The 18,238-nt window shown below is 68.2% G+C and carries 20 protein-coding genes; 8 read left to right on the forward strand and 12 right to left on the reverse strand.

The genetic code is table 11. The features are described from left to right. The first annotated feature begins 48 nt into the window (after positions 1 to 48). The gene (gene argJ, locus NFW05_RS09780) at positions 49 to 1,287 is read left to right on the forward strand and encodes a bifunctional glutamate N-acetyltransferase/amino-acid acetyltransferase ArgJ (protein ID WP_295305710.1); all 1,239 of its coding nucleotides are present in this window, start codon (positions 49 to 51) and stop codon (positions 1,285 to 1,287) included. Here the strand turns inward: argJ and NFW05_RS09785 are convergent. Both NFW05_RS09785 and apaG read right to left on the reverse strand, forming a co-directional pair. Further along, entirely contained in the window at positions 1,284 to 1,871 is a 588-nt protein-coding gene (locus NFW05_RS09785) for a methyltransferase domain-containing protein (protein WP_295305713.1), read from the reverse strand. The two genes, argJ and NFW05_RS09785, sit on opposite strands and share 4 nt — an antisense overlap. Next, on the reverse strand, positions 1,868 to 2,251 hold the full coding sequence (apaG, locus tag NFW05_RS09790) for a Co2+/Mg2+ efflux protein ApaG (RefSeq protein WP_295305716.1): 384 nt from the start codon (positions 2,249 to 2,251) through the stop codon (positions 1,868 to 1,870). The genes NFW05_RS09785 and apaG overlap by 4 nt, the downstream gene beginning before the upstream one ends. 158 nt (positions 2,252 to 2,409) lie before the next feature. Between apaG and rpe the strand changes: the two genes are divergently transcribed. The 3 genes from rpe to trpE all read left to right on the forward strand — a co-directional run bounded on the left by rpe (position 2,410) and on the right by trpE (position 5,375). Continuing rightward, positions 2,410 to 3,099 carry a ribulose-phosphate 3-epimerase gene (gene rpe, locus NFW05_RS09795; RefSeq protein WP_295305719.1) on the forward strand — a complete coding sequence of 230 codons (690 nt, stop codon included), beginning with the start codon at positions 2,410 to 2,412 and terminating at the stop codon, positions 3,097 to 3,099. Further along, positions 3,099 to 3,788 carry a phosphoglycolate phosphatase gene (locus NFW05_RS09800; RefSeq protein WP_295305722.1) on the forward strand — a complete coding sequence of 230 codons (690 nt, stop codon included), beginning with the start codon at positions 3,099 to 3,101 and terminating at the stop codon, positions 3,786 to 3,788. The genes rpe and NFW05_RS09800 overlap by 1 nt, the downstream gene beginning before the upstream one ends. Before the next feature lie 114 nt (positions 3,789 to 3,902). Continuing rightward, positions 3,903 to 5,375: an anthranilate synthase component I gene (trpE, locus tag NFW05_RS09805; RefSeq protein WP_295305724.1), complete on the forward strand. Its 1,473-nt coding sequence runs from the start codon at positions 3,903 to 3,905 to the stop codon at positions 5,373 to 5,375. Between the two features lie 80 nt (positions 5,376 to 5,455). On the opposite strand, the gene NFW05_RS09810 is transcribed toward trpE, so the two are convergent. Together NFW05_RS09810 and NFW05_RS09815 are read right to left on the reverse strand one after the other, a co-directional pair. Beyond that, the gene (locus tag NFW05_RS09810; RefSeq protein WP_295305727.1) at positions 5,456 to 6,130 is read right to left on the reverse strand and encodes a protein-L-isoaspartate(D-aspartate) O-methyltransferase; all 675 of its coding nucleotides are present in this window, start codon (positions 6,128 to 6,130) and stop codon (positions 5,456 to 5,458) included. 85 nt (positions 6,131 to 6,215) lie between these two features. Then, positions 6,216 to 6,719: a BCAM0308 family protein gene (locus NFW05_RS09815; RefSeq protein WP_295305730.1), complete on the reverse strand. Its 504-nt coding sequence runs from the start codon at positions 6,717 to 6,719 to the stop codon at positions 6,216 to 6,218. 363 nt (positions 6,720 to 7,082) lie between these two features. Here NFW05_RS09815 and NFW05_RS09820 point away from each other — a divergent pair, with 363 nt between their 5' ends. Then, positions 7,083 to 7,517: a YbhB/YbcL family Raf kinase inhibitor-like protein gene (locus tag NFW05_RS09820; protein ID WP_295305995.1), complete on the forward strand. Its 435-nt coding sequence runs from the start codon at positions 7,083 to 7,085 to the stop codon at positions 7,515 to 7,517. A 13-nt stretch (positions 7,518 to 7,530) separates the two neighbouring features. Here NFW05_RS09820 and NFW05_RS09825 read toward each other — a convergent pair whose 3' ends face one another. From NFW05_RS09825 to NFW05_RS09860, 8 genes are all read right to left on the reverse strand, one after another. Further along, positions 7,531 to 8,949, reverse strand: coding sequence for a saccharopine dehydrogenase C-terminal domain-containing protein (locus NFW05_RS09825; RefSeq protein ID WP_295305733.1), 1,419 nt, complete (start codon positions 8,947 to 8,949; stop codon positions 7,531 to 7,533). 36 nt (positions 8,950 to 8,985) lie between these two features. Next, positions 8,986 to 9,411, reverse strand: a complete 426-nt coding sequence (locus tag NFW05_RS09830) for a carboxypeptidase regulatory-like domain-containing protein (protein WP_295305736.1) — start codon at positions 9,409 to 9,411, stop codon at positions 8,986 to 8,988. An 11-nt stretch (positions 9,412 to 9,422) separates the two neighbouring features. Further along, positions 9,423 to 11,858, reverse strand: coding sequence for an endopeptidase La (gene lon, locus NFW05_RS09835; RefSeq protein WP_295305739.1), 2,436 nt, complete (start codon positions 11,856 to 11,858; stop codon positions 9,423 to 9,425). Between the two features lie 11 nt (positions 11,859 to 11,869). Beyond that, positions 11,870 to 12,274 carry an Hsp20/alpha crystallin family protein gene (locus NFW05_RS09840; RefSeq protein ID WP_295305742.1) on the reverse strand — a complete coding sequence of 135 codons (405 nt, stop codon included), beginning with the start codon at positions 12,272 to 12,274 and terminating at the stop codon, positions 11,870 to 11,872. A 99-nt stretch (positions 12,275 to 12,373) separates the two neighbouring features. Beyond that, the gene (locus NFW05_RS09845) at positions 12,374 to 12,931 is read right to left on the reverse strand and encodes a YbhB/YbcL family Raf kinase inhibitor-like protein (RefSeq protein WP_295305744.1); all 558 of its coding nucleotides are present in this window, start codon (positions 12,929 to 12,931) and stop codon (positions 12,374 to 12,376) included. 200 nt (positions 12,932 to 13,131) lie between these two features. Beyond that, positions 13,132 to 14,538, reverse strand: coding sequence for a sensor histidine kinase (locus NFW05_RS09850; protein WP_295305997.1), 1,407 nt, complete (start codon positions 14,536 to 14,538; stop codon positions 13,132 to 13,134). Between the two features lie 5 nt (positions 14,539 to 14,543). Continuing rightward, a complete protein-coding gene (locus NFW05_RS09855; RefSeq protein ID WP_295305746.1) occupies positions 14,544 to 15,206 on the reverse strand; it encodes a response regulator transcription factor in 663 nt (220 codons plus the stop codon). Then, positions 15,206 to 15,607: a PepSY domain-containing protein gene (locus NFW05_RS09860; protein ID WP_295305749.1), complete on the reverse strand. Its 402-nt coding sequence runs from the start codon at positions 15,605 to 15,607 to the stop codon at positions 15,206 to 15,208. Before NFW05_RS09860 ends, NFW05_RS09855 begins: the two co-directional genes overlap by 1 nt. 135 nt (positions 15,608 to 15,742) lie before the next feature. Here NFW05_RS09860 and NFW05_RS09865 point away from each other — a divergent pair, with 135 nt between their 5' ends. From NFW05_RS09865 to NFW05_RS09875, 3 genes are all read left to right on the forward strand, one after another. Beyond that, on the forward strand, positions 15,743 to 16,222 hold the full coding sequence (locus tag NFW05_RS09865; RefSeq protein WP_295305751.1) for a DUF1924 domain-containing protein: 480 nt from the start codon (positions 15,743 to 15,745) through the stop codon (positions 16,220 to 16,222). Positions 16,223 to 16,253: 31 nt separating this feature from the next. Beyond that, on the forward strand, positions 16,254 to 16,745 hold the full coding sequence (locus NFW05_RS09870) for a diheme cytochrome c (protein ID WP_295305754.1): 492 nt from the start codon (positions 16,254 to 16,256) through the stop codon (positions 16,743 to 16,745). A gap of 61 nt (positions 16,746 to 16,806) precedes the next feature. Continuing rightward, entirely contained in the window at positions 16,807 to 18,126 is a 1,320-nt protein-coding gene (locus NFW05_RS09875) for a ferric reductase-like transmembrane domain-containing protein (protein ID WP_295305758.1), read from the forward strand. Positions 18,127 to 18,238 lie beyond the last annotated feature (112 nt).

The raw sequence follows: 18,238 nt of genomic DNA on the forward strand, positions 1-18,238 counted from the left end.
CCGACCGGACGTCCTGATCGTCTTCGCGTCACCGCTCGAGAGGCCGACATGCCCGTCAACTACCGTACGCCGTCACCGGCCGCTCTCTTCCCGGTCGCCGGAGTCGAACTCGGCGTTGCCGAAGCCGGGATCCGCAAGCCCGACCGGCGCGATCTGACGCTGATCTCGCTGACCCCTGGGTCACGCGTTGCCGGCGTGTTCACGGCGAACCGCTTCTGCGCCGCACCGGTGCTCGTCTGCCGGCGGCACCTCGAACTCGGCTCCGACATCCGCGCGCTGGTCATCAACACCGGAGTCGCCAACGCCGGCACCGGCGAGCCGGGCTGGCAGGCGGCAACGCAGACCTGCGCGGCCGTCGGCCGACTGCTCGGAATCGACGAGCGGCAGGTGTTGCCTTTCTCGACCGGCGTGATCCTCGAGCCGCTACCGGTCGACCGGCTCGTCGCCGCGCTGCCGGCGTGCGTCGCCGATCTGCGTCCCGACAACTGGCACGCCGCGGCGCACGCGATCATGACCACCGATACGGTCGCCAAGGCCGCTTCGCGGCGCGTATCCATCGGCGGGCGAACGGTGACCATCACCGGAATCAGCAAGGGAGCGGGAATGATCCGGCCGAACATGGCGACGATGCTCGGTTTCGTCGCCACCGACGCGGCCATCGCGCCTCCGCTGCTCGGTCGCCTGCTCCGTGACGCTGCAGACGCGTCGTTCAACTGCATCACCGTCGACGGCGACACCTCGACCAACGACTCGTTCATGCTCATCGCCACCGGTCGCGCCGGGATCGGGCTGGCCAGCGCGAGCGACGAGGGATACGAAGCCCTGCGCGAAGCGGTCGTCGGCGTCGCCGTCGAACTTGCGCAGGCGATCGTCCGCGATGGCGAAGGAGCCAGCAAGTTCATCCGCATCCGCGTCGAAGGCGGGCGAGATTGCGACGAATGCCGCCAGGTTGCGTATGCGATCGCTCACTCGCCACTGGTCAAGACCGCGTTCTTCGCTTCCGACCCCAACCTCGGACGCATCCTCGCGGCGATCGGCTACGCGCCGGTCGCCGACCTCGACGTCGACCGGATCGCGGTCTGGCTGGGCGGCGCCGGCCACGAGATCCTCGTCGCCGAACACGGCGGACGGGCGATGACTTACCGTGAGGAAGACGGCGCGGCGATCATGCGCCTTGAAGAAATCGACGTGCGCGTCGCGCTCGGCCGCGGGCCGGCCAGCGGCACCGTCTACACCTGCGATCTCTCGTACGACTACGTGAAGATCAACGCCGACTACCGCACCTAAACCCGGCGCAGCCGGATCAGCCGGAACCAGCCTCCGGCAAGCGCCGGCTGGTCGCTTTCGACGACGAATTCCGGGGTCTTCTCGAGCACCTGCTCGAAGACCACGTCGAGCCGCGTGGCCACCCGCCGGACCAGTGGGTTGACCAGGCGACGCAACGGAGCCCATTGCCCGGCCTGGAGAAACTTGTCGAAGATCAGTACCTGACCACCGGGAACGACGACGCGCGCGGTTTCGCGCAGGCAGGCGACGGGGTCGGGGAGCACGGCGAGGATCAGATGCAGGATCGCGTGGTCGAAGCTGCGCCCGGCAAAGGGCAGGCGCTGCGCGTCGCCCTGGACGCAGCAGAAGTCGAGCCCTGCCGCACGCGGCAAGGAGCGACGGAGCATCGCCCAGGTCAGGTCGATCCCGACGTAACGATGCTGTGGCGGCAACAGCGGCAGGTCGAGCCCCGTCCCGACGCCGCTGATCAGCACCTTCGCCGGCACCTGCGGTAGTGCCGCGAGGCTGCGCTCGCGCTGACCCCGCGTCGCCGTCGCTACTGCCGAGTCGTAGAACGGCGAGATCAGCGCGTAGCTGCGCTTCAATGCAGGACGTGCGGAACCGCCAGCGCGAATTCGGGGATCTCGGCTTCGAACTGTCGGCCATCGACCGCGGTGATCTGGTAAGTGCCGCGCATCGTCCCGAGCGGCGTGTCGAGCTGGCAGCCACTGGTATAGACGAACTTCTCGCCGGGCTGGAGCAGCGGCTGCCGACCAACGACGCCGAGCCCGCGGACCTCCTGGATCTCGCCAGTGGCGTCGGTGATGATCCAGTGGCGCGAGATCAGTTGCGCAGCGACCGTCCCGACGTTCTCGATGGTGATCGTATACGCGAAGACGTAGCGTTCCTTCGCCGGATCGGACTGCTCGGCGACGTACTGCGGAAGCGCACTCACGGAAAACGCGTACATCCTGCTCTCAGCCATCTGTTTCCACGCCGGGGAACGATCGAAGGTGGAATTGCACACCAAAGCGGCGCCGGCCGCAAGACCACCGGGGCCGGACCAACAAAGCGAATGCTTGCTCGCCGGCGGCGCGGGGTTTCGCGCTAGAATTGCCCACAATTTCCCAATGGATAGCCGCCATGCACGTCATTGCCCCGAGCATTCTCTCCGCGAACTTCGCCCGCCTTGGTGCGGAGGTGATCGATGTCATCGACTCGGGCGCAGACTGGATCCACTTCGACGTGATGGACAACCATTACGTCCCCAACCTGACGATCGGCCCGCTGGTCTGCGAGGCGATCCGGCCGCTGACCAGCGCACCGATCGACGTGCACCTGATGATCCGGCCAGTCGATCGGATCGTTCCCGATTTCGCCAGAGCCGGGGCGAACATCATCACCTTCCATCCCGAGGCGTCGGAGCACGTCGACCGGACGCTTTCGCTGATCCGCGAGAACGGCTGTCAGGCGGGACTCGTCTTCAATCCGGCGACACCGCTCGACTGGATGGAACATGTGTTGGACAAACTCGACCTCGTGCTGCTGATGAGCGTCAACCCGGGCTTTGGCGGACAGAAGTTCATTCCCTCGACGCTCGCCAAGCTGCGCGCGGCGCGCGCCCGGATCGACGCCCACGAGCGGGAGACCGGCCGGCGAATCCGCCTCGAGATCGACGGCGGCGTCAAGGTCGACAACATCGCCGAGATCGCCCGCGCTGGCGCCGACACCTTCGTCGCCGGATCGGCGGTTTACGGTGCGGGCCGCGACGCCGACCCGCACCGTTACGACAGCGTGCTCGCCGCACTGCGTGCGCAACTGGAGAAGACCTGATGGGTGCCCCGATGACCGTTCGTGCCGTGCTCATCGACCTCGATGGTACGCTGCTCGACACGGTGCTCGACCTCCACGCGGCGGCCAACGCGATGCTCGACGATCTCGGCAGACCCGAGGTGTCGGTCGCCTCGATCCGCAGCTACGTCGGACGCGGGATTCCCAATCTCGTCAAACGCGTGCTCGCCGGCAACAAGGAAGCCGCCGACGATCCGGCCCCGCCCCCCGCCGAAGCGCTCGCCAGTTTCAGGCATCATTACGCGAGCGAGAACGGACATTACTCGGCGCTCTTCCCGGGCGTCCGCGAGGGCCTCGAAGCACTGCGCGCGATGGGCCTGCCGCTCGGCGTGATCACCAACAAGGCCGAGGCCTTCACCCTGCCGCTGATCGAGCGCACCGGCCTGATGCCCTTCTTCGAGGTGATCGTCAGCGGCGACGTCCTGCCGCGGCCGAAGCCCGACCCGATGCCGCTGCTCTGGGCGAGCGGCCGCCTGGCCGTGTCGCCGGTCCATGTGCTGATGATCGGCGACTCGATGCACGATTTCCACGCTGCGCGGGCCGCGGCGTGTCACGTGTTCCTGGTCCCCTATGGCTACAACGAGGGGCTCGACGTCCGTGAGCTCGCCTGTGATGCTATAGTCTCGACCATCGAGGAAGCCGCAGAGCGCCTGCTGGGCAGCCGAGCCTAGACAGGTCCCGCCGGACTCTTCCGGGCAGCGCGGGATCGTCCCCTGCCCGGCACCGGGCAGGCGGGTACCGCTGGTCCCGACCGCGGCGACCGACGCCGTTGCCCTGGAGTACCGATGACCGAAGCCTATTTCAATCGCCTCGCTGCCGAAGGCTACAATCGCATCCCGGTGACGCTCGAGACCTTTGCCGATCTCGACACGCCGCTGTCGATCTACCTGAAACTGGCCAGCGGTCCGTACAGCTATCTGCTCGAATCGGTCCACGGCGGCGAGCGCTTCGGGCGCTACTCGATCATCGGTCTGGCCAGCCCGACGCGAATCGTCGTCAACTCCCACCAGGTGCTCGTGCTCAACGGCAACCGAATCGCCGAGCGCGAGGACGACACCAATCCGCTCGACTTCATCGGCAAGTACATGAAGCGCTTCCGCGCCGCCCCGACGACCGGTCTGCCGCGCTTCTGCGGGGGGCTCGTCGGCTGCTTCGGCTACGACACGGTGCGCTACATCGAAACGCGGCTGACCCGGTCGCAGAAGGACGACGATCTGGGGATCCCGGACATCGTCCTGCTGCTCTCGGAAGAGATTGCCGTCGTCGACAACCTCTCGGGCAAGCTGACGCTCGTCGTCTATGCCGAGCCGGGAGTCCCCGGGGCGTTCCACAAGGCTCAGGGCAGACTCCGCGAACTGCTCGCCCGGCTACGCGAGCCGGTGCGCATCCCGCCGGAAACGCCGGGCTCGTCGCTGCCGGCGACATCGCTGTTCGGCGAGACGCAGTTCCGTCAGGCGGTGCTCAGAGCCAAGCGCTACATCACCGACGGCGACATCATGCAGGTGGTTCTTTCGCAGCGAATGAGCAAGCCGCTCACCGCCGGCCCGATGGCGGTCTATCGCTCGCTGCGCTCGCTGAATCCTTCGCCGTACATGTTCTACTTCGATTTCGAGGATTTCCACGTCGTCGGTGCGTCGCCCGAGATTCTCGTTCGCCTCGAAGGCGATACGGTAACCGTCCGGCCAATCGCCGGAACACGCCGGCGCGGCGTCTCGTTCGAGGAGGATCAGGCACTCGCCGCCGAGCTGCTGGCCGACGAGAAGGAGCGCGCCGAACACGTACAGCTGCTCGACCTCGGGCGCAACGACGCCGGCCGGGTCGCCCGGACCGGCTCGATCCGGATCACCGAGAACATGATCGTCGAACGCTACTCGCACGTGATGCACATCGTCTCGAACGTCGAGGCGCGGCTTCGTCCCGGGCTCAACGCGCTCGACGTGCTCAGGGCGACCTTTCCTGCGGGAACCGTCTCCGGTGCGCCGAAGGTCAGGGCGATGGAGATCATCGACGAACTCGAGCCGGTCAAGCGGGGGATCTACGCAGGCGCCGTCGGCTATCTCGGCTTCAACGGCGACATGGATCTGGCGATCGCCATCCGCACGGCGATCGTCAAGGACGGCGAACTGCACGTCCAGGCTGGAGCGGGGATCGTCGCCGACTCGGACCCCTCGGCCGAATGGCAGGAAACACAGAACAAGGCTCGGGCGGTCCTGCGCGCCGCCGAGCTGGCCGAGCACGGACTCGATACGCGCTTCTGACCAGCAGCCGGGGCGCGCCTGGCCGCTCTCGCCGCTTTGTCGTGCCCAGCCAGCCGCTCGCTCGAAGGCCGCCAGGGCAGCTAGTCGCTGGCACCCCCGGTCAGCGGCACGAAGGCGACCGGCAGGACGCGCCGCTCGCTGACCTGCCCCGCTTCGTCCTTGCCGAGAGTGATCAGTTCCTGACCGAAGTAGCCACTGCCGACTGGAATCACCAGCGTCCCGCCCGGCCTGAGCTGCTCGATCAGCGCTGGCGGAACGCTCCGCGCGGCGGCAGTGACCATGATCGCGTCGTAAGGCGCATGCTCGGGCCAGCCGAGGCCTCCGTCGCCGCTGCGCACCTCGACGTTGTCGAAGCCCATCCGCTGCAGGCGCCGGCGAGCCTGCTCGGCGAGCGCGTCGATGATCTCGACCGAGTAGACCTGCCTGACGAGGCAGGCAAGGACGGCCGTCTGGTAGCCCGACCCGGTACCGACCTCGAGCACGACGTCGTCGGGCTCGGGTCTGATCAGATCGCTCATCAGCGCGACGATGTACGGCTGCGAGATCGTCTGTCCGTGACCGATCGGCAGCGGATGATTGGCGTAGGCGCTGGCGGCGAGGTCGACGGGAACGAACGCGCGTCGGGGAACTGCGCGCAGCGCATCGAACACGCGCCGATCGAGCACGCTGCGGCCGGTCAGGTGAGCCGTCGCCCTGACCTCGTCGCGGATCTCGTCGAGCAGAAGCTCGACTTCCCAGTCCCTGTCTTCAGCCACTGCCGACCATCCTCCTGCTCTGCGATTCCGCCTGCTGCCCGGCACCGGGGACAGGCGGGGCCCCGGCGCGACGACGGGTCTGCGCTCAGCGGCGCCAGTGCACGCGCAGCAGCACCTGCTCGGGGTTGTAATGGAACTCGAGATCGCCCTGATACGCGTGATGCACGGCCTCGCCGAGGGCCCTCGCGAGATGGATGTCGGTGGTACTCACGCGCAACTCGCTTTCATCTTCCTCGAAGCTCATCACGCGTTTGAGCGGATGCTCCGCCCTCTGGCGCTCGGCCTCGTTGCGCACCAGATGGGCGATCTCGGTGCGATGCGTCTGGAGGAATTCGCCATCGAGCGAGACGAACCCCGCCGGGCAGTGATCGTGCACCCGCTGGCAGGCCGGACAGTTCGACCGGTGCGCGTCGGCCCCTGCCGGAATCCCCCATTGCCAGCGTCCTCCGCGATAGACAGCCCCGCAATGGCTGCACACGGTCGGGTCGGGAAGTTTCCCCTTGCTCCTGTAGCTGTCGTGTTCAGCCTCCTGCAACAGGCGGTCTCGGCGAACCGGCTGAAAACCGGGAGGAATGGTTCTGCTGGTCATGACAAACCTCCTTGCGCAAATCGTCGCCCGTGCTTCGGGCACAGACCACCGGCTCCAGCGACCGGAGCCGTCAATTCATCATAGGTCGTCCGCGGCGTTCCGTCCGAAAAAGTAGCGCCCTGCGCGCGTGGAAAAAGGACGGCCGTTGGGCTACAGTGAAAGGCACGGCACCCCGGGATGGTCGCCGAGTGTGGCGCGCGGCAAAACCATGCCGTCGCTGGCGTACGGCCTCCGGGGCGGCTGGCAACGATTCCCCACAGGCTCTCCGACGAGGGCGAAAGGACCCCGACCATGACCGACCCGTCCCTGGGACAATCCGGCGGCAAGCTGCAGCTGCGCTCCGCCTCCTTCGAGCACGAGGCGATGATCCCCGCGCGGCATACCTGCGACGGCCGCAACACGTCACCGCCGCTGACCTGGAGCGCGCCACCCGCGGGAACCAGGAGTCTGGTGCTGATCGTCGACGATCCCGACGCGCCGGATCCGGCCGCACCGAAAATGACCTGGGTGCACTGGATTCTCTACAACATTCCGCCGCAGACCCCCGGTCTCGGCGAGGCTGTCGCCGACGGCGAGCTGCCAGACGGAACCCTGGCAGGACTCAACGACTGGCAGCGCACCGGCTACGGTGGCCCGTGCCCGCCGATCGGGACGCATCGTTACTTCCACAAGCTTTTCGCGCTCGACGTCGTCCTGCCCGACCTCGGCCGGCCGGACAAGGCCGCGCTCGAGCGGGCGATGCACGGCCACGTGCTGGCCAGCAGCGAACTGATCGGGCGTTACCGACGCCAGCGCTGAACGCCGCCAGCCCTCAGGAGACGCGGACGTTCCTGAACTGCCACGGGTCCGAGTGGTCGATGCCTTCCGGAAACAGGCGACCGCGACCGGCGAGTGGCGTCCAGTCGGAGTAAACGCCGACGACCGGTCCGAGGTACGGCAGACAGATCTCGAGGATCCGTTCGAAGTCCAGGTTCTCGGGTTCGACGATTCCCCGAGCGGGGTTCTCGATCGCCCAGACGATTCCGGCCAGCGCGGCCGAGGTGACCTGCAGGCTGGTCGCGCTGTTGTGCGGAGCCAGCGGTCTCGCTTCATCGACGCTGAGCTGCGAGCCGTACCAGTACGCGTTGCGCGAATGCCCGGCGAGCAGCACGCCGAGTTCGTCGACTCCCCCCGGCGAAATCTCGTCCATCAGGATTCGTTTCGTCTCCTGCGCGACGTAGTTGCGGCCGCAGAACTCGTGGACCGAGAGCAGAGCATCGTCGCAAGGATGGTAGGCGTAATGGACCGTCGGCCGGTAGTCCGGGGATTCGGGTCGGCCGAGGGTCAGATAATCGGCGATCGAGATCGCCTCGCTGTGGGTGATCGCCAGCCCGTGGAAAGCCCCGTGGCGTGGCGTCCAGCTGCGCACGCGCGTTGCACACCCCGGCTGGGCGAGGTAGATCGCCGCTTGCGAGCCATGCTCATGGCGGTGCCCATCGGCCGGAAAGTGCCGCTCGTGGGTGCCCCATCCGAGCTCGCAGGGTTGCCGGGCTTCGCTGACGAAGCCATCGACCGACCAGGTATTGACGAACTCGTTGGGCATCTTGCGCACGCTCGACAGCTGCGTGTCGCGTTCCGCGATGTGGATGACCCGCACGCCGAGCGCGCAGGCCAGGCCCGCCCAGTCGTCGCGGCTCTGCGGCCGACCGACTGCGAGCCCGAGGTCGGCGGCGACGTCGAGCAGCGCGCGCTTGACGAAATGCGAAACCAGGCCGGGGTTGGCACCGTGGGTGAGCACCGCGGTTGGCGATTCGGCGCGGCCATCACGCAACGCCAGCGCCTCTTCGCGCAGCGCGTAGTTGGTCCTCCGGGCGAGCGGCAGCGAAGGGTCGTCGTAACCGCCCGGCCACGGCTCGATGCACGTGTCGAGGTACAGGGCGCCCTTCTCGCGCGCATAAGCGATCAACGCCACCGACGCGACATCGACCGAGACATTGACGATGAAGTCCCCGCGGGCCACGAGTGGGTCGAGCACCTGACGATAGTTGCCGGGCTCCAGCGCGCTGACCCGGTAGCGGACGCCGTAACGGGCCGCTACGGCCCGCCCCTGGTCATCAGCCGAGACGACGGTGATCGCCTCATGCGACATCCCCAGATGCCGGAGGAGAAGCGGCAGCAGCCCCTGGCCGATGCTGCCGAAACCGATGATCACCAGACGACCGCGGAAATCGACGAGCAACTGCTCCGCCATTGCTTCGAGTCTCCACAGGGATCGGAGGCAGCGCGGCTATTCGCTGTCCCAGTAGAAATAGAGGTCGCGCCGCCCCTTGGCCGGCATGGTCAGCGAGCGGGTCAGTGTCTTGCCGTTCAGCTCCGCGTCGATACGGTAGCGGCCCGGGGGCAGACTGACAAAGAAGAACGGCCCGCCCGATACGGCGCCGAGGATCTTCTCTCCCGGACTTTGATAGATGGCAACCCGCACATCGGCCAGGTACTCGCCGCTGCCCTTGAGCGCGAAGACGAGCTGCAGGTTGTGCTCACGCCTGAGGACCTCGACTTCGACCGGATCGTCGTCGCCGATCCGCGCGCTGGCGTGGCTCACCGCGGGCGACGCCGCTTCAGGCGCGACGGCGCTGCCGACAGCGCCGGCGCGACCGACGAGCAACAGGCCGACGACGACCAGCAGGGTCGGCAGATCGAAGCGCAGTTTCATGGCCAGCTCCTTCAGTCGGTCAACCGATCCGGGCCATCGTCAGCGGTGAGAGAGCCTGGTCCCGGGCCCCGCGCCCATCCGCGCATGGCATGACGGACGGCGTCGTCGACCGTATCGAGAAAGATGAATTCGAGCCGCTCCCTGGCTTCCGGCGGCACCTCATCGAGATCCCTGCGATTCCTCGCCGGCAGCAGGACGCGCTGGATTCCCGCGCGCATCGCCGCGAGCACCTTGTCCTTGATCCCGCCGACCGGGAGAACGAGTCCGCGCAGGCTGATCTCGCCGGTCATCGCCGTGTCGCTGCGCACCGGGCAGTCGGCGAACAGCGAGGCGAGGGCGATGAACATCGCCACGCCGGCGCTCGGACCGTCCTTGGGAATCGCGCCGGCCGGAACATGCACATGGACGGTCGTCCGCTCGAAGCTCGCCGCATCGAGCCCGAGGTCCGCGGCGCGCGTCCTGACCAGCGTCAGCGCCGCCTGCGCCGACTCCTTCATCACGTCGCCGAGCTGACCGGTGAGGATCAGCTTTCCGTCGCCGGCGGTCCGGCTCGCCTCGATGAACAGGATGTCGCCACCGACCGGCGTCCAGGCCAGGCCTGTGGCCACGCCAGCCAGGCCGGTGCGCAGCGCGACCTCGTTCTCGTAGCGGATCGGACCGAGGATCGCGGCCAGATCGCCCTGATCGACGTGCATCGACTCGATCTTTCCCTCGGCGATGTTCACCGCCGCTCGCCGGCAGACCGCGCCGATCTCGCGCTCGAGCGAGCGGACTCCGGCCTCGCGCGTGTAGTCGCGGATGATCGCCGTGAGCGCGGCGTCCAAGAAATCGATCTGCCCCTCCTTGAGGCCGTTCTGTTTGATCTGCCGGCCGATCAGGTAGCGGCGAGCGATCTCGTGTTTCTCCTCCTGCGTGTAGCCGGGCAACTGGATGATTTCCATGCGATCGCGCAGCGGCCCGGGGATGTTGTCGAGGACGTTGGCCGTGGTGATGAACAGCATCCGCGACAGATCGAAAGACAGCCCGAGATAGTTGTCGCGGAAGCTGTTGTTCTGCTCCGGGTCGAGCACCTCGAGCAGCGCGGCCGACGGGTCGCCCTGAAAGCTGACGCCAAGCTTGTCGATTTCGTCGAGCATCATCACGCAGCCGCGCGAACCGGCCTTGCGGATCGCCTGGATGACGTTGCCGGGCAACGCGCCGATGTAGGTCCGCCGGTGACCGCGGATTTCCGCCTCGTCGTGACAGCCACCGAGCGAAGCGCGGACGAACTTGCGCCCGAGCGCCCGGGCGATCGACTGGCCGAGCGAGGTCTTGCCGACTCCGGGCGGTCCGACGAAACAGAGGATCGGCCCATGGCCGCTCGGGTTCAGTTTGCGCACGGCGAGGAACTCGATGATCCGCTTCTTGACCTTGTCGAGCCCGAAATGGTCGGCGTCGAGAATCCTTCTCGCTTCGGCGATTTCGATTCGGTCGGGCTCGGGCTCCTTCCACGGCAGTTCGACGAGCCAGTCGAGATACGCGCGGACCATCGAATACTCGGCCGAGCCGTCGGGCATCCGTTCGAGGCGCTTGAGTTCCTTGGTCGCCTGCGTCTCGGCTTCCTCGGGCATTCCGGCTTCGGCGATCGCCTTCTTCAGCGCCTCGATCTCGACACTGGTCGCCGATTCGCCCTCGCCCAGTTCCTTCTGGATCGACTTCAGCTGCTCGCGCAGCAGGTATTCGCGCTGCCGCTGGTCGATGCTCGCCTTGGTCCGCTCGTCGAGCTCGCGCGACAGCTTGAGCACTTCGAGTCGGCCCTGCAGGCAGTCGAGCACGATGTCCAGCCGGCGCCGAAGGTCGATGCTCTCGAGAACCCTCTGCCGATCGGCCACCTTGAGTTCGGTAACCCCGGCGACGAGGTCGGCGAGCGCCCCGGGCTGAGTGATCGTCTTGACCGCGCCGAGCAGTTCCTGCGAAACCTGCGGCAGAAACTGCAGCACCTCGAGCGCCCGCTCGCGAAGCTGGATCATCCGCGCCTCGACCTGGCTGTCGGCCTCGTCGGGTTCTTCGAGGCGCCCGATCCGCGCGACCGGGAACGGATAACCGGTCAGGTACTCGACGACGCGAAAGCGCTGCAGACCCTGGCAGACGATGACGTGCGTGTTGTCCGGGAGAGTCACGTAGCGCAGGATGTTGGCCACCGTACCGACGAGGCAGAGGTCGTCCGGACCCGGCACCTCGACGTCGGCGTCGCGTTGCAGCAGCACGCCCACCGGATGCTCGGTCTTGACCGCCTGCTGCGCGGCGAGGATCGACTGCTCGCGGCCGATGGTCAGCGGCAGGATCATCCCCGGAAACAGCACGACGTTGCGGATCGGCACGATGACCAGCGCGTCGTCGGGAATGGCCAGAACCGTACCGCCGCCGGGCCGCCCCTCGTGTGGCCCTTCCGGTCGCTCACCGCGCATCGTCTTTGCGCTCACGACAGCCGGTGGAGGACGAGAACCAGACAGCCATCCTCGAGAAACTGCTCGCGCAGCCGGTAGTCCCCGGGCGGCAGCTCGATCCGCCGCTCGAATGGCCCATAGGGAATCTCGAGCCGACGGATCGCCGTGCGATGCGACACCTTTGGCATCGGGCGACGACCCCGCACGATCAGGCCGTCCTCGCCGAGAACGACCTCGCACTGCCGGGCGCTGACCCCCGGCAGCGCGACGAGCAGGCGCAACACTTCGCCGTCCTCGTAGAGATCGACCGACGGCTCCCAGCACGGCACCGGCCGCAGCGCTTCGAGAGTCAGAAAGCGGCCTCGCCGCCGCTCGGCGCCCTGCAGCAGTTCGAGCGCCTCGGCCCACATCCAGAAGCTCTGGTCTCGCGAAGTCATCTCCTCGATCCGTCCTGACCAGCCCGTCGCCGGCACCGGGCTAGCGAAGAAGTATAGCGCGAGGTGCGCGCCGGCGAAGCGCCACGGGCGACAGCCACGCTACCTGCTTCGCCCGTAGCGGCCGGTCAGCATCGCCTTGCCCAGGCTGTTGGCGTTGACCATGAACCCGGCCAGCGCCGCGGTCGCGCCAACCGGCAGATCGAGCTTGTCGACCTTCAGCGCGTAGACGGTGATGTTGTAGCGATGCGCCTTGTCGCCGACCGGCGGACACGGTCCGCCCCACCCGGGGCTCCCGAAATCGGTGCTGATCTGCGTCGAGCCGGGCGGCAGCCCCGAGCCGTCTGCCTTGCCGGCGCCAAGGGCGAGCCCGGTCGTGCCCGCCGGCAGGTTGATCACCACCCAGTGCCACCAGCCGCTGCCGCCGGTCGGTGCGTCGGGGTCGTGAACGAGCACCGCGAAGCTCTTCGTCCCCGGCGGCGGATCCTTCCACTCGAGCGCCGGCGAGACGTTCTCGCCGGAGCAGCCGAAACCGTTGAACACCTGCTGGTTGCCGATCGTGCCGTTGGCCTTGATCTCGGGCGACCCGACGCGGAATCCGCCGGCCTGGACGCCAAGACTCGCACCGGCCAGACAGAGGGCGAGAAGGTATCGGTTCATGCGCATGCTCCTCAGCTGAAAGTCCCCGGTGCATTCTAGCGTGAAAGTCGCCCGGCGGCTCACGCTCCGCGCTCCCGTGTCCGGCAGAGGGCTCGGGAACGAGGGAACGGCCACTGCCTCGATGCACCCCGCGACCGCCCGGAAGACTTTCTGTGTTGGCCACCGGCCTGACGCTCGGGGATTCCACCCAGGACCGGCGATCAGCTGCCGCCGAGCGCGCCGGCCGGCGACGCCGCCGGCAGCCTCAGCCGGGCGCGCAGCCCGCCGAGAGGCGAATCGCCGAGCAGCAGCCGGCCGCCGTACAGCTGGGCCAGATCGTCGGCGATCGACAGACCGAGACCGCTGCCCGGAATCCGCTCGTCGGCGCGAACCCCGCGGCGCAGCACGGCGTCGCGCTGGCTGGCGGGGATTCCGCAGCCGTCGTCGTCGATGGTGATCAGCAGACTGGTACCCCCCGCGCCGCTGTCGATCCCGGCGCTGATCTCGACCCGACTGCGCGCCCACTTGCACGCGTTGTCGAGCAGATTGCCGAGCATTTCCTGGAGGTCCTGCTCCTCGCCGCGGAAGACCAGCGAGTCGCCGATCGGCCCGGCGACGAGATCGAGCGAGCGCGCTGCGTGCAGCCGGTGCATCGTGCGCAACAGCCCGTCGACGACCGGCCGCAGCGCGGTCCGTGCTCCGGGCAGGCTGGCCGCTGCGGCGGCCTTGGCCCGGGCCAGATGCGACTGGACGTGGCGCTGCGCGGCGGCGACCTGCGCGCGGACCAAGGCAGCGAGTTCGTCCTCGCGGCCGGCACTGGCGTTGGCCAGCACGCTCAGCGGGGTCTTCAGCGCATGCGCGAGATTGCCGGCCTGCGTCCGCGCGCGCTCGACGACCTCGGCGTTGCGCGCCAGGACGCTGTTGAAGTCGTCGATCAGCGGCATGACTTCAGCCGGGAACTCCCCCTCGAGGCGCTGCGCCGATCCTTCATGCACGCGCGCCAGGGCGATGCGCAGCTGGCGCAGCGGCGCCAGCCCGACGATCACCTGGATCAGTGCGGCGAGGCCGAGACCCGCGCTGAGCAGGCCGAGTGCGATCCACAACGCCCCGCGAAAGCGGGCCACCGGCTCGGCCATCAGCCGCTCGTCGGCAGCCACGATCAGGCGGAAATGGCCGCCGGGCGAATCCGGGGTGTCTTCGAAATGCACGCGACGCTCGAGCGCACAGAGCGGGATGCCGCCGGGGCCGTCCAGGCGATGCTCGTGCACCGTGCCGTCGGCGGCAACGTCTGCCGGAACGCCGAGCACGTCGTCCCACAGCGAGCGCGAGCGCAGCGCTCCGCCGGCGCCCGTCTCGTCAGCCGGGTCGATCTGCCAGTACAGCCCGGAATCCGGCCGACTGAAGCGGGGGTCGCTGAGCGCTGCCGAGAGCTTCGGCCGACCCCCTTCGTCGACCACGAGGTGAGCGGTCAGCTGGTCGAGATGCGTGGCCAGCTCGGCGCGGAACTGCCGGGCGACGTGCTCGCGAAACAGGTTGTCGAGACCCCAGCCGGCGACGACGATCAACGCCGCGACGCCGAACAGCGTCCCGGCGAGCAACCGGAGGCGCAGCGACCCGCGCGCCGGCATCGCCGTCACCGCGGCGCTCCGAGCCGATAGCCGAGCCCGCGGATCGTCTCGATCAGACCCGGCGGCAGCTTCTTGCGCAGGCGCGCGATGAACACCTCGATGGTATTGGAGTCGCGGTCGAAATCCTGCGCATAGATGTGCTCGACGAGATCGCTGCGCGACACCACCTCGCCCTGGTGGTGCATCAGATAGGCCAGCACGCGGTACTCGTGGCTGGTCAGCGCGAGCACCTGGCCAGCGACGCTCGCCCGGCCGTTGCGCGTGTCGAGGCACAGCGGACCGCAGACGAGTTCGGCGCTGGCGTGCCCACCGGCTCGCCGGATCAGCGCACGCAGGCGGGCGAGCAGTTCCTCGACGTGGAACGGCTTGGCCAGGTAGTCGTCGGCACCGGCGTCGATTCCGGCAACTTTCTCGTGCCAACTGTCGCGGGCAGTGAGGATCAGCACCGGCATGGTTCGTCCGACAGCGCGCCAGTTGCGCAGCACCGACAGGCCGTCGAGCCTGGGCAGGCCGAGGTCGAGCAGCACCGCATCGTAGCTGCCGGTCGTTCCGAGGTGCTGCGCGTCGATCCCGTTGTCCGCGGAATCGACCGCGTAGCCGGCTGCTTCGAGCGTCGACACGAGCTGCCCGCGGAGCACGCCATCGTCCTCGACGACGAGCACGCGCATCAGTGTTCGTCTCCTTCGCGGCGACCGCTGCGCGGCGATCCTTCGCCGTCGCGGGTGCGCGAGCGCAGCACCCGGCCGTCGCGGGCATCGACCTTCAGCTTGACCAGCGATCCGCCGGCGAGCAGCTTCCTGATTTCATAGACCCAGAGGCCGTGCTGGCGATCGAGCTCGACTTCGATCACCGGGCCGGGGTAGTCGCGCTCGACGCGTTCGAGGATTGTGCGCAGCGGCAGCACCTCGCCAGCCTCGAGCGCCTGCCGCGCCCGGTCGTGGTCGCCCTCGCCGGCGAAGACGACGACCGCGCAGCCCGAGAGCACGGCGGCGATCAGCCAGCGGGCCGGGCGGGCCGGGTGGCGGCGACCCGGCGGCGAGCCGGACGGGGATCGGGAAGGCGGGGCCATCGTGAATTCGGGCTAGGGTCCGGGTGGTGAGCATACTCTGCCGGCGGTGAACGGAGGATGAACGGAGGCTTCAGCGATCGTTCAGGGAGATTCGGTCAAAGTCACGCCACTGGACGGAACGAGTGGAGAACGACGATGAAAGGTGCGCTGCACGAAGAGATCGCGGGGGCAAGAACGGCGCCGCAAGCAAGTCACCCTCTGGCCGCGAGACTGGCGGCCGGTCTGGCGGCCGGGTTGCTCGCCTGGCCGCTTGCCGCGCTTGCCGGGCCGCGTGACGATCTGCTCGCCGGCTACAGCAGCGCGGCGAAGAAGGTGGACCCGAGCTTCATCGGATTCTCGGCGAGCCGTGGCGACTCGTTCCACCGCCGGGCGTTCGCCGGCGGGAAGGCGGAGACGCCGGCGTGCGCGAGCTGTCATTCGAACGACCCGCGTGCCGCAGGCCGGACTCCGACCGGCAAGCGCATCGAGCCGATGGCCGTGTCGATCAGCGCGGCCCGCTACTCGGACCCGGCCAAGGTCGACAAGTGGTTCCGGCGCAACTGCCAGGAGGTACTCGGCCGCGAGTGCAGTGCCCAGGAGAAGGGCGACTGGCTGAGTTTCATGTTCAGCCAGTAAGCCGGCAAGCCACGGAAACCCGGAGACGGACATGCGTATCGCTTATCGACCGATCGTTCTCGGCCTGCTCGCCGCGGGCTTCTCGATCCTCCTCCTGCAACGCGCGCTGGCCGGCGGAGGCCATTACTTCCCGCCGGTCGGCGACCCGCTGGTCAACGAGGAGTGCGGAAGCTGCCACCTCGCCTATCCCCCGTCGATGCTCCCGGCGGCGTCGTGGAGACGGCTGATCGGCGACCTCAGGAACCACTTCGGCGACGACGCCAGCGTCGATGCGCCGACGGCGGCGCGGATCACCGACTATCTGACGGCCAACGCGGCCGACAGCGGCGGGCGCCGTTACGGCGAGAAGATGCTCCGCGGCCTCGCTCCCGGAGAAGCCCCGCTGCGGATCACCGAGTTGCCGCGCTGGATCCGCGAACACCGCAAGGTTCCCGATCGCGACTGGCGCCACAAGGACGTGCGCACGCGGGCCAACTGCCCCGCCTGCCACGTCGATGCGCAGCGCGGCTATTTCGACGAATGACCGCCATGCAGAGATTTTCGTCAGCAACCCCGGACCGTCCGGGTCAACCAGGCCTGAAATCATGAAAACCGTTCTCGCTCTGACCGCCGCGCTCGTCTCGCTGGCCTGGGGATGGGACGTTCTCGTCGTCGGAACGCCTCCCGGCGCTACGCTCTGGGTCATCCGCCAGGAGGCGCTCTACCTGACCGGCCTGCTGTCGATCGCACTGATGTCGCTGGCGATGTTCCTGTCGACGCGCCCGGCGTGGCTTGAAGGACCGCTCGGCGGCCTCGACCGGGTCTACCGGACGCACAGGTGGGCCGGCATCCTCGCCGGCGTCTTCGCACTCACGCACTGGCTCGTCGAGATGTCCGGCGACCTGATCAAGGCGCTGATCGGCCGCTCCGGCCGTATCCCGAAGGAGACGCTCGGCGGCTTCCTCGAAGCGCTGCGTCACCTGGCCAAGGACCTCGGCGAATGGGCGATCTGGGTCCTGCTGGCGATGCTGCTGATCACTCTCTGGAGACGCTTTCCCTACGCGATCTGGCGCGTCCTGCACCGGGTAATGCCGCTGCTCTACCTGGCCCTCGCGCTGCACGCGGTGATGCTCGCGCCCCCGGCCTACTGGACGCAGCCGGCCGGCGTCGTGCTCGCCGCGCTGATCGCCGCAGGAGTCTACGGCAGCGTGCTTTCGCTCGCCGGGCGAATCGGCCGCTCGCTCCAGGTCACCGGAAAGATCGTCTCGGTCAGCCGGATTTCGCCCGAGGTCGTCGGCGTGTCGTGTCAGCTCGACGAGCGCTGGCCGGGACACCGGCCCGGCCAGTTCGCCTTCGTCCGCTTCGCCCACGGCGACGGCCAGCACCCGTTCACGATCGCCAGCGCCGACCACGGGAACCGCCAGGTGCGCTTCGAGATCAAGGCGCTCGGCGATTTCACGAGACGTCTCGGCGAGCGGCTGGCCGCCGGGCAGCCGGTCAGCGTCGAAGGACCGTACGGCCGCTTCGAGCTGCGCCGCCGCAAGCCGGGTGCGCGTCAGATCTGGATCGCCGGCGGCATCGGCGTGACGCCCTTCCTGGCCTGGCTCGAGTCGCTCACCGACCGCCCCGCAGAAGCTCCGGCCGCCGACCTGCACTACTGCACGCGCGACGGCGACGCCGACCCCTTCGTCGACCGACTGCAATCGCTCTGCGCGGCGCTTCCGCAGATCCGGCTGAGCATCCACGACGCGCGCGCCGGGCAGACGCTCACCGCCGGCGAACTCGCCGCGAGCGAGCCGACAGCGCGCTCGGCCGAGGTCTGGTTCTGTGGTCCGCAGGGTCTCGCCGATGCGCTGCGCGCCGGTCTCGCCCGGGCCTGGCGCGGTCGGCTGCGCTTCCATCAGGAAGCTTTTGCGCTGCGCTGAGAGATTGTGAAGAAATCGTCGCGAGCAGGCCGAGACGCGCGGCACCGGCGAGCGCCGTGCAAGCCGCGATCTTCTGCCCCAGGAAGTGCCGGTTGTCCACTGCTTCAACGAA

It is taken from the genome of Accumulibacter sp., from assembly GCF_023806625.1.
GTDB lineage: Bacteria > Pseudomonadota > Gammaproteobacteria > Burkholderiales > Rhodocyclaceae > Accumulibacter.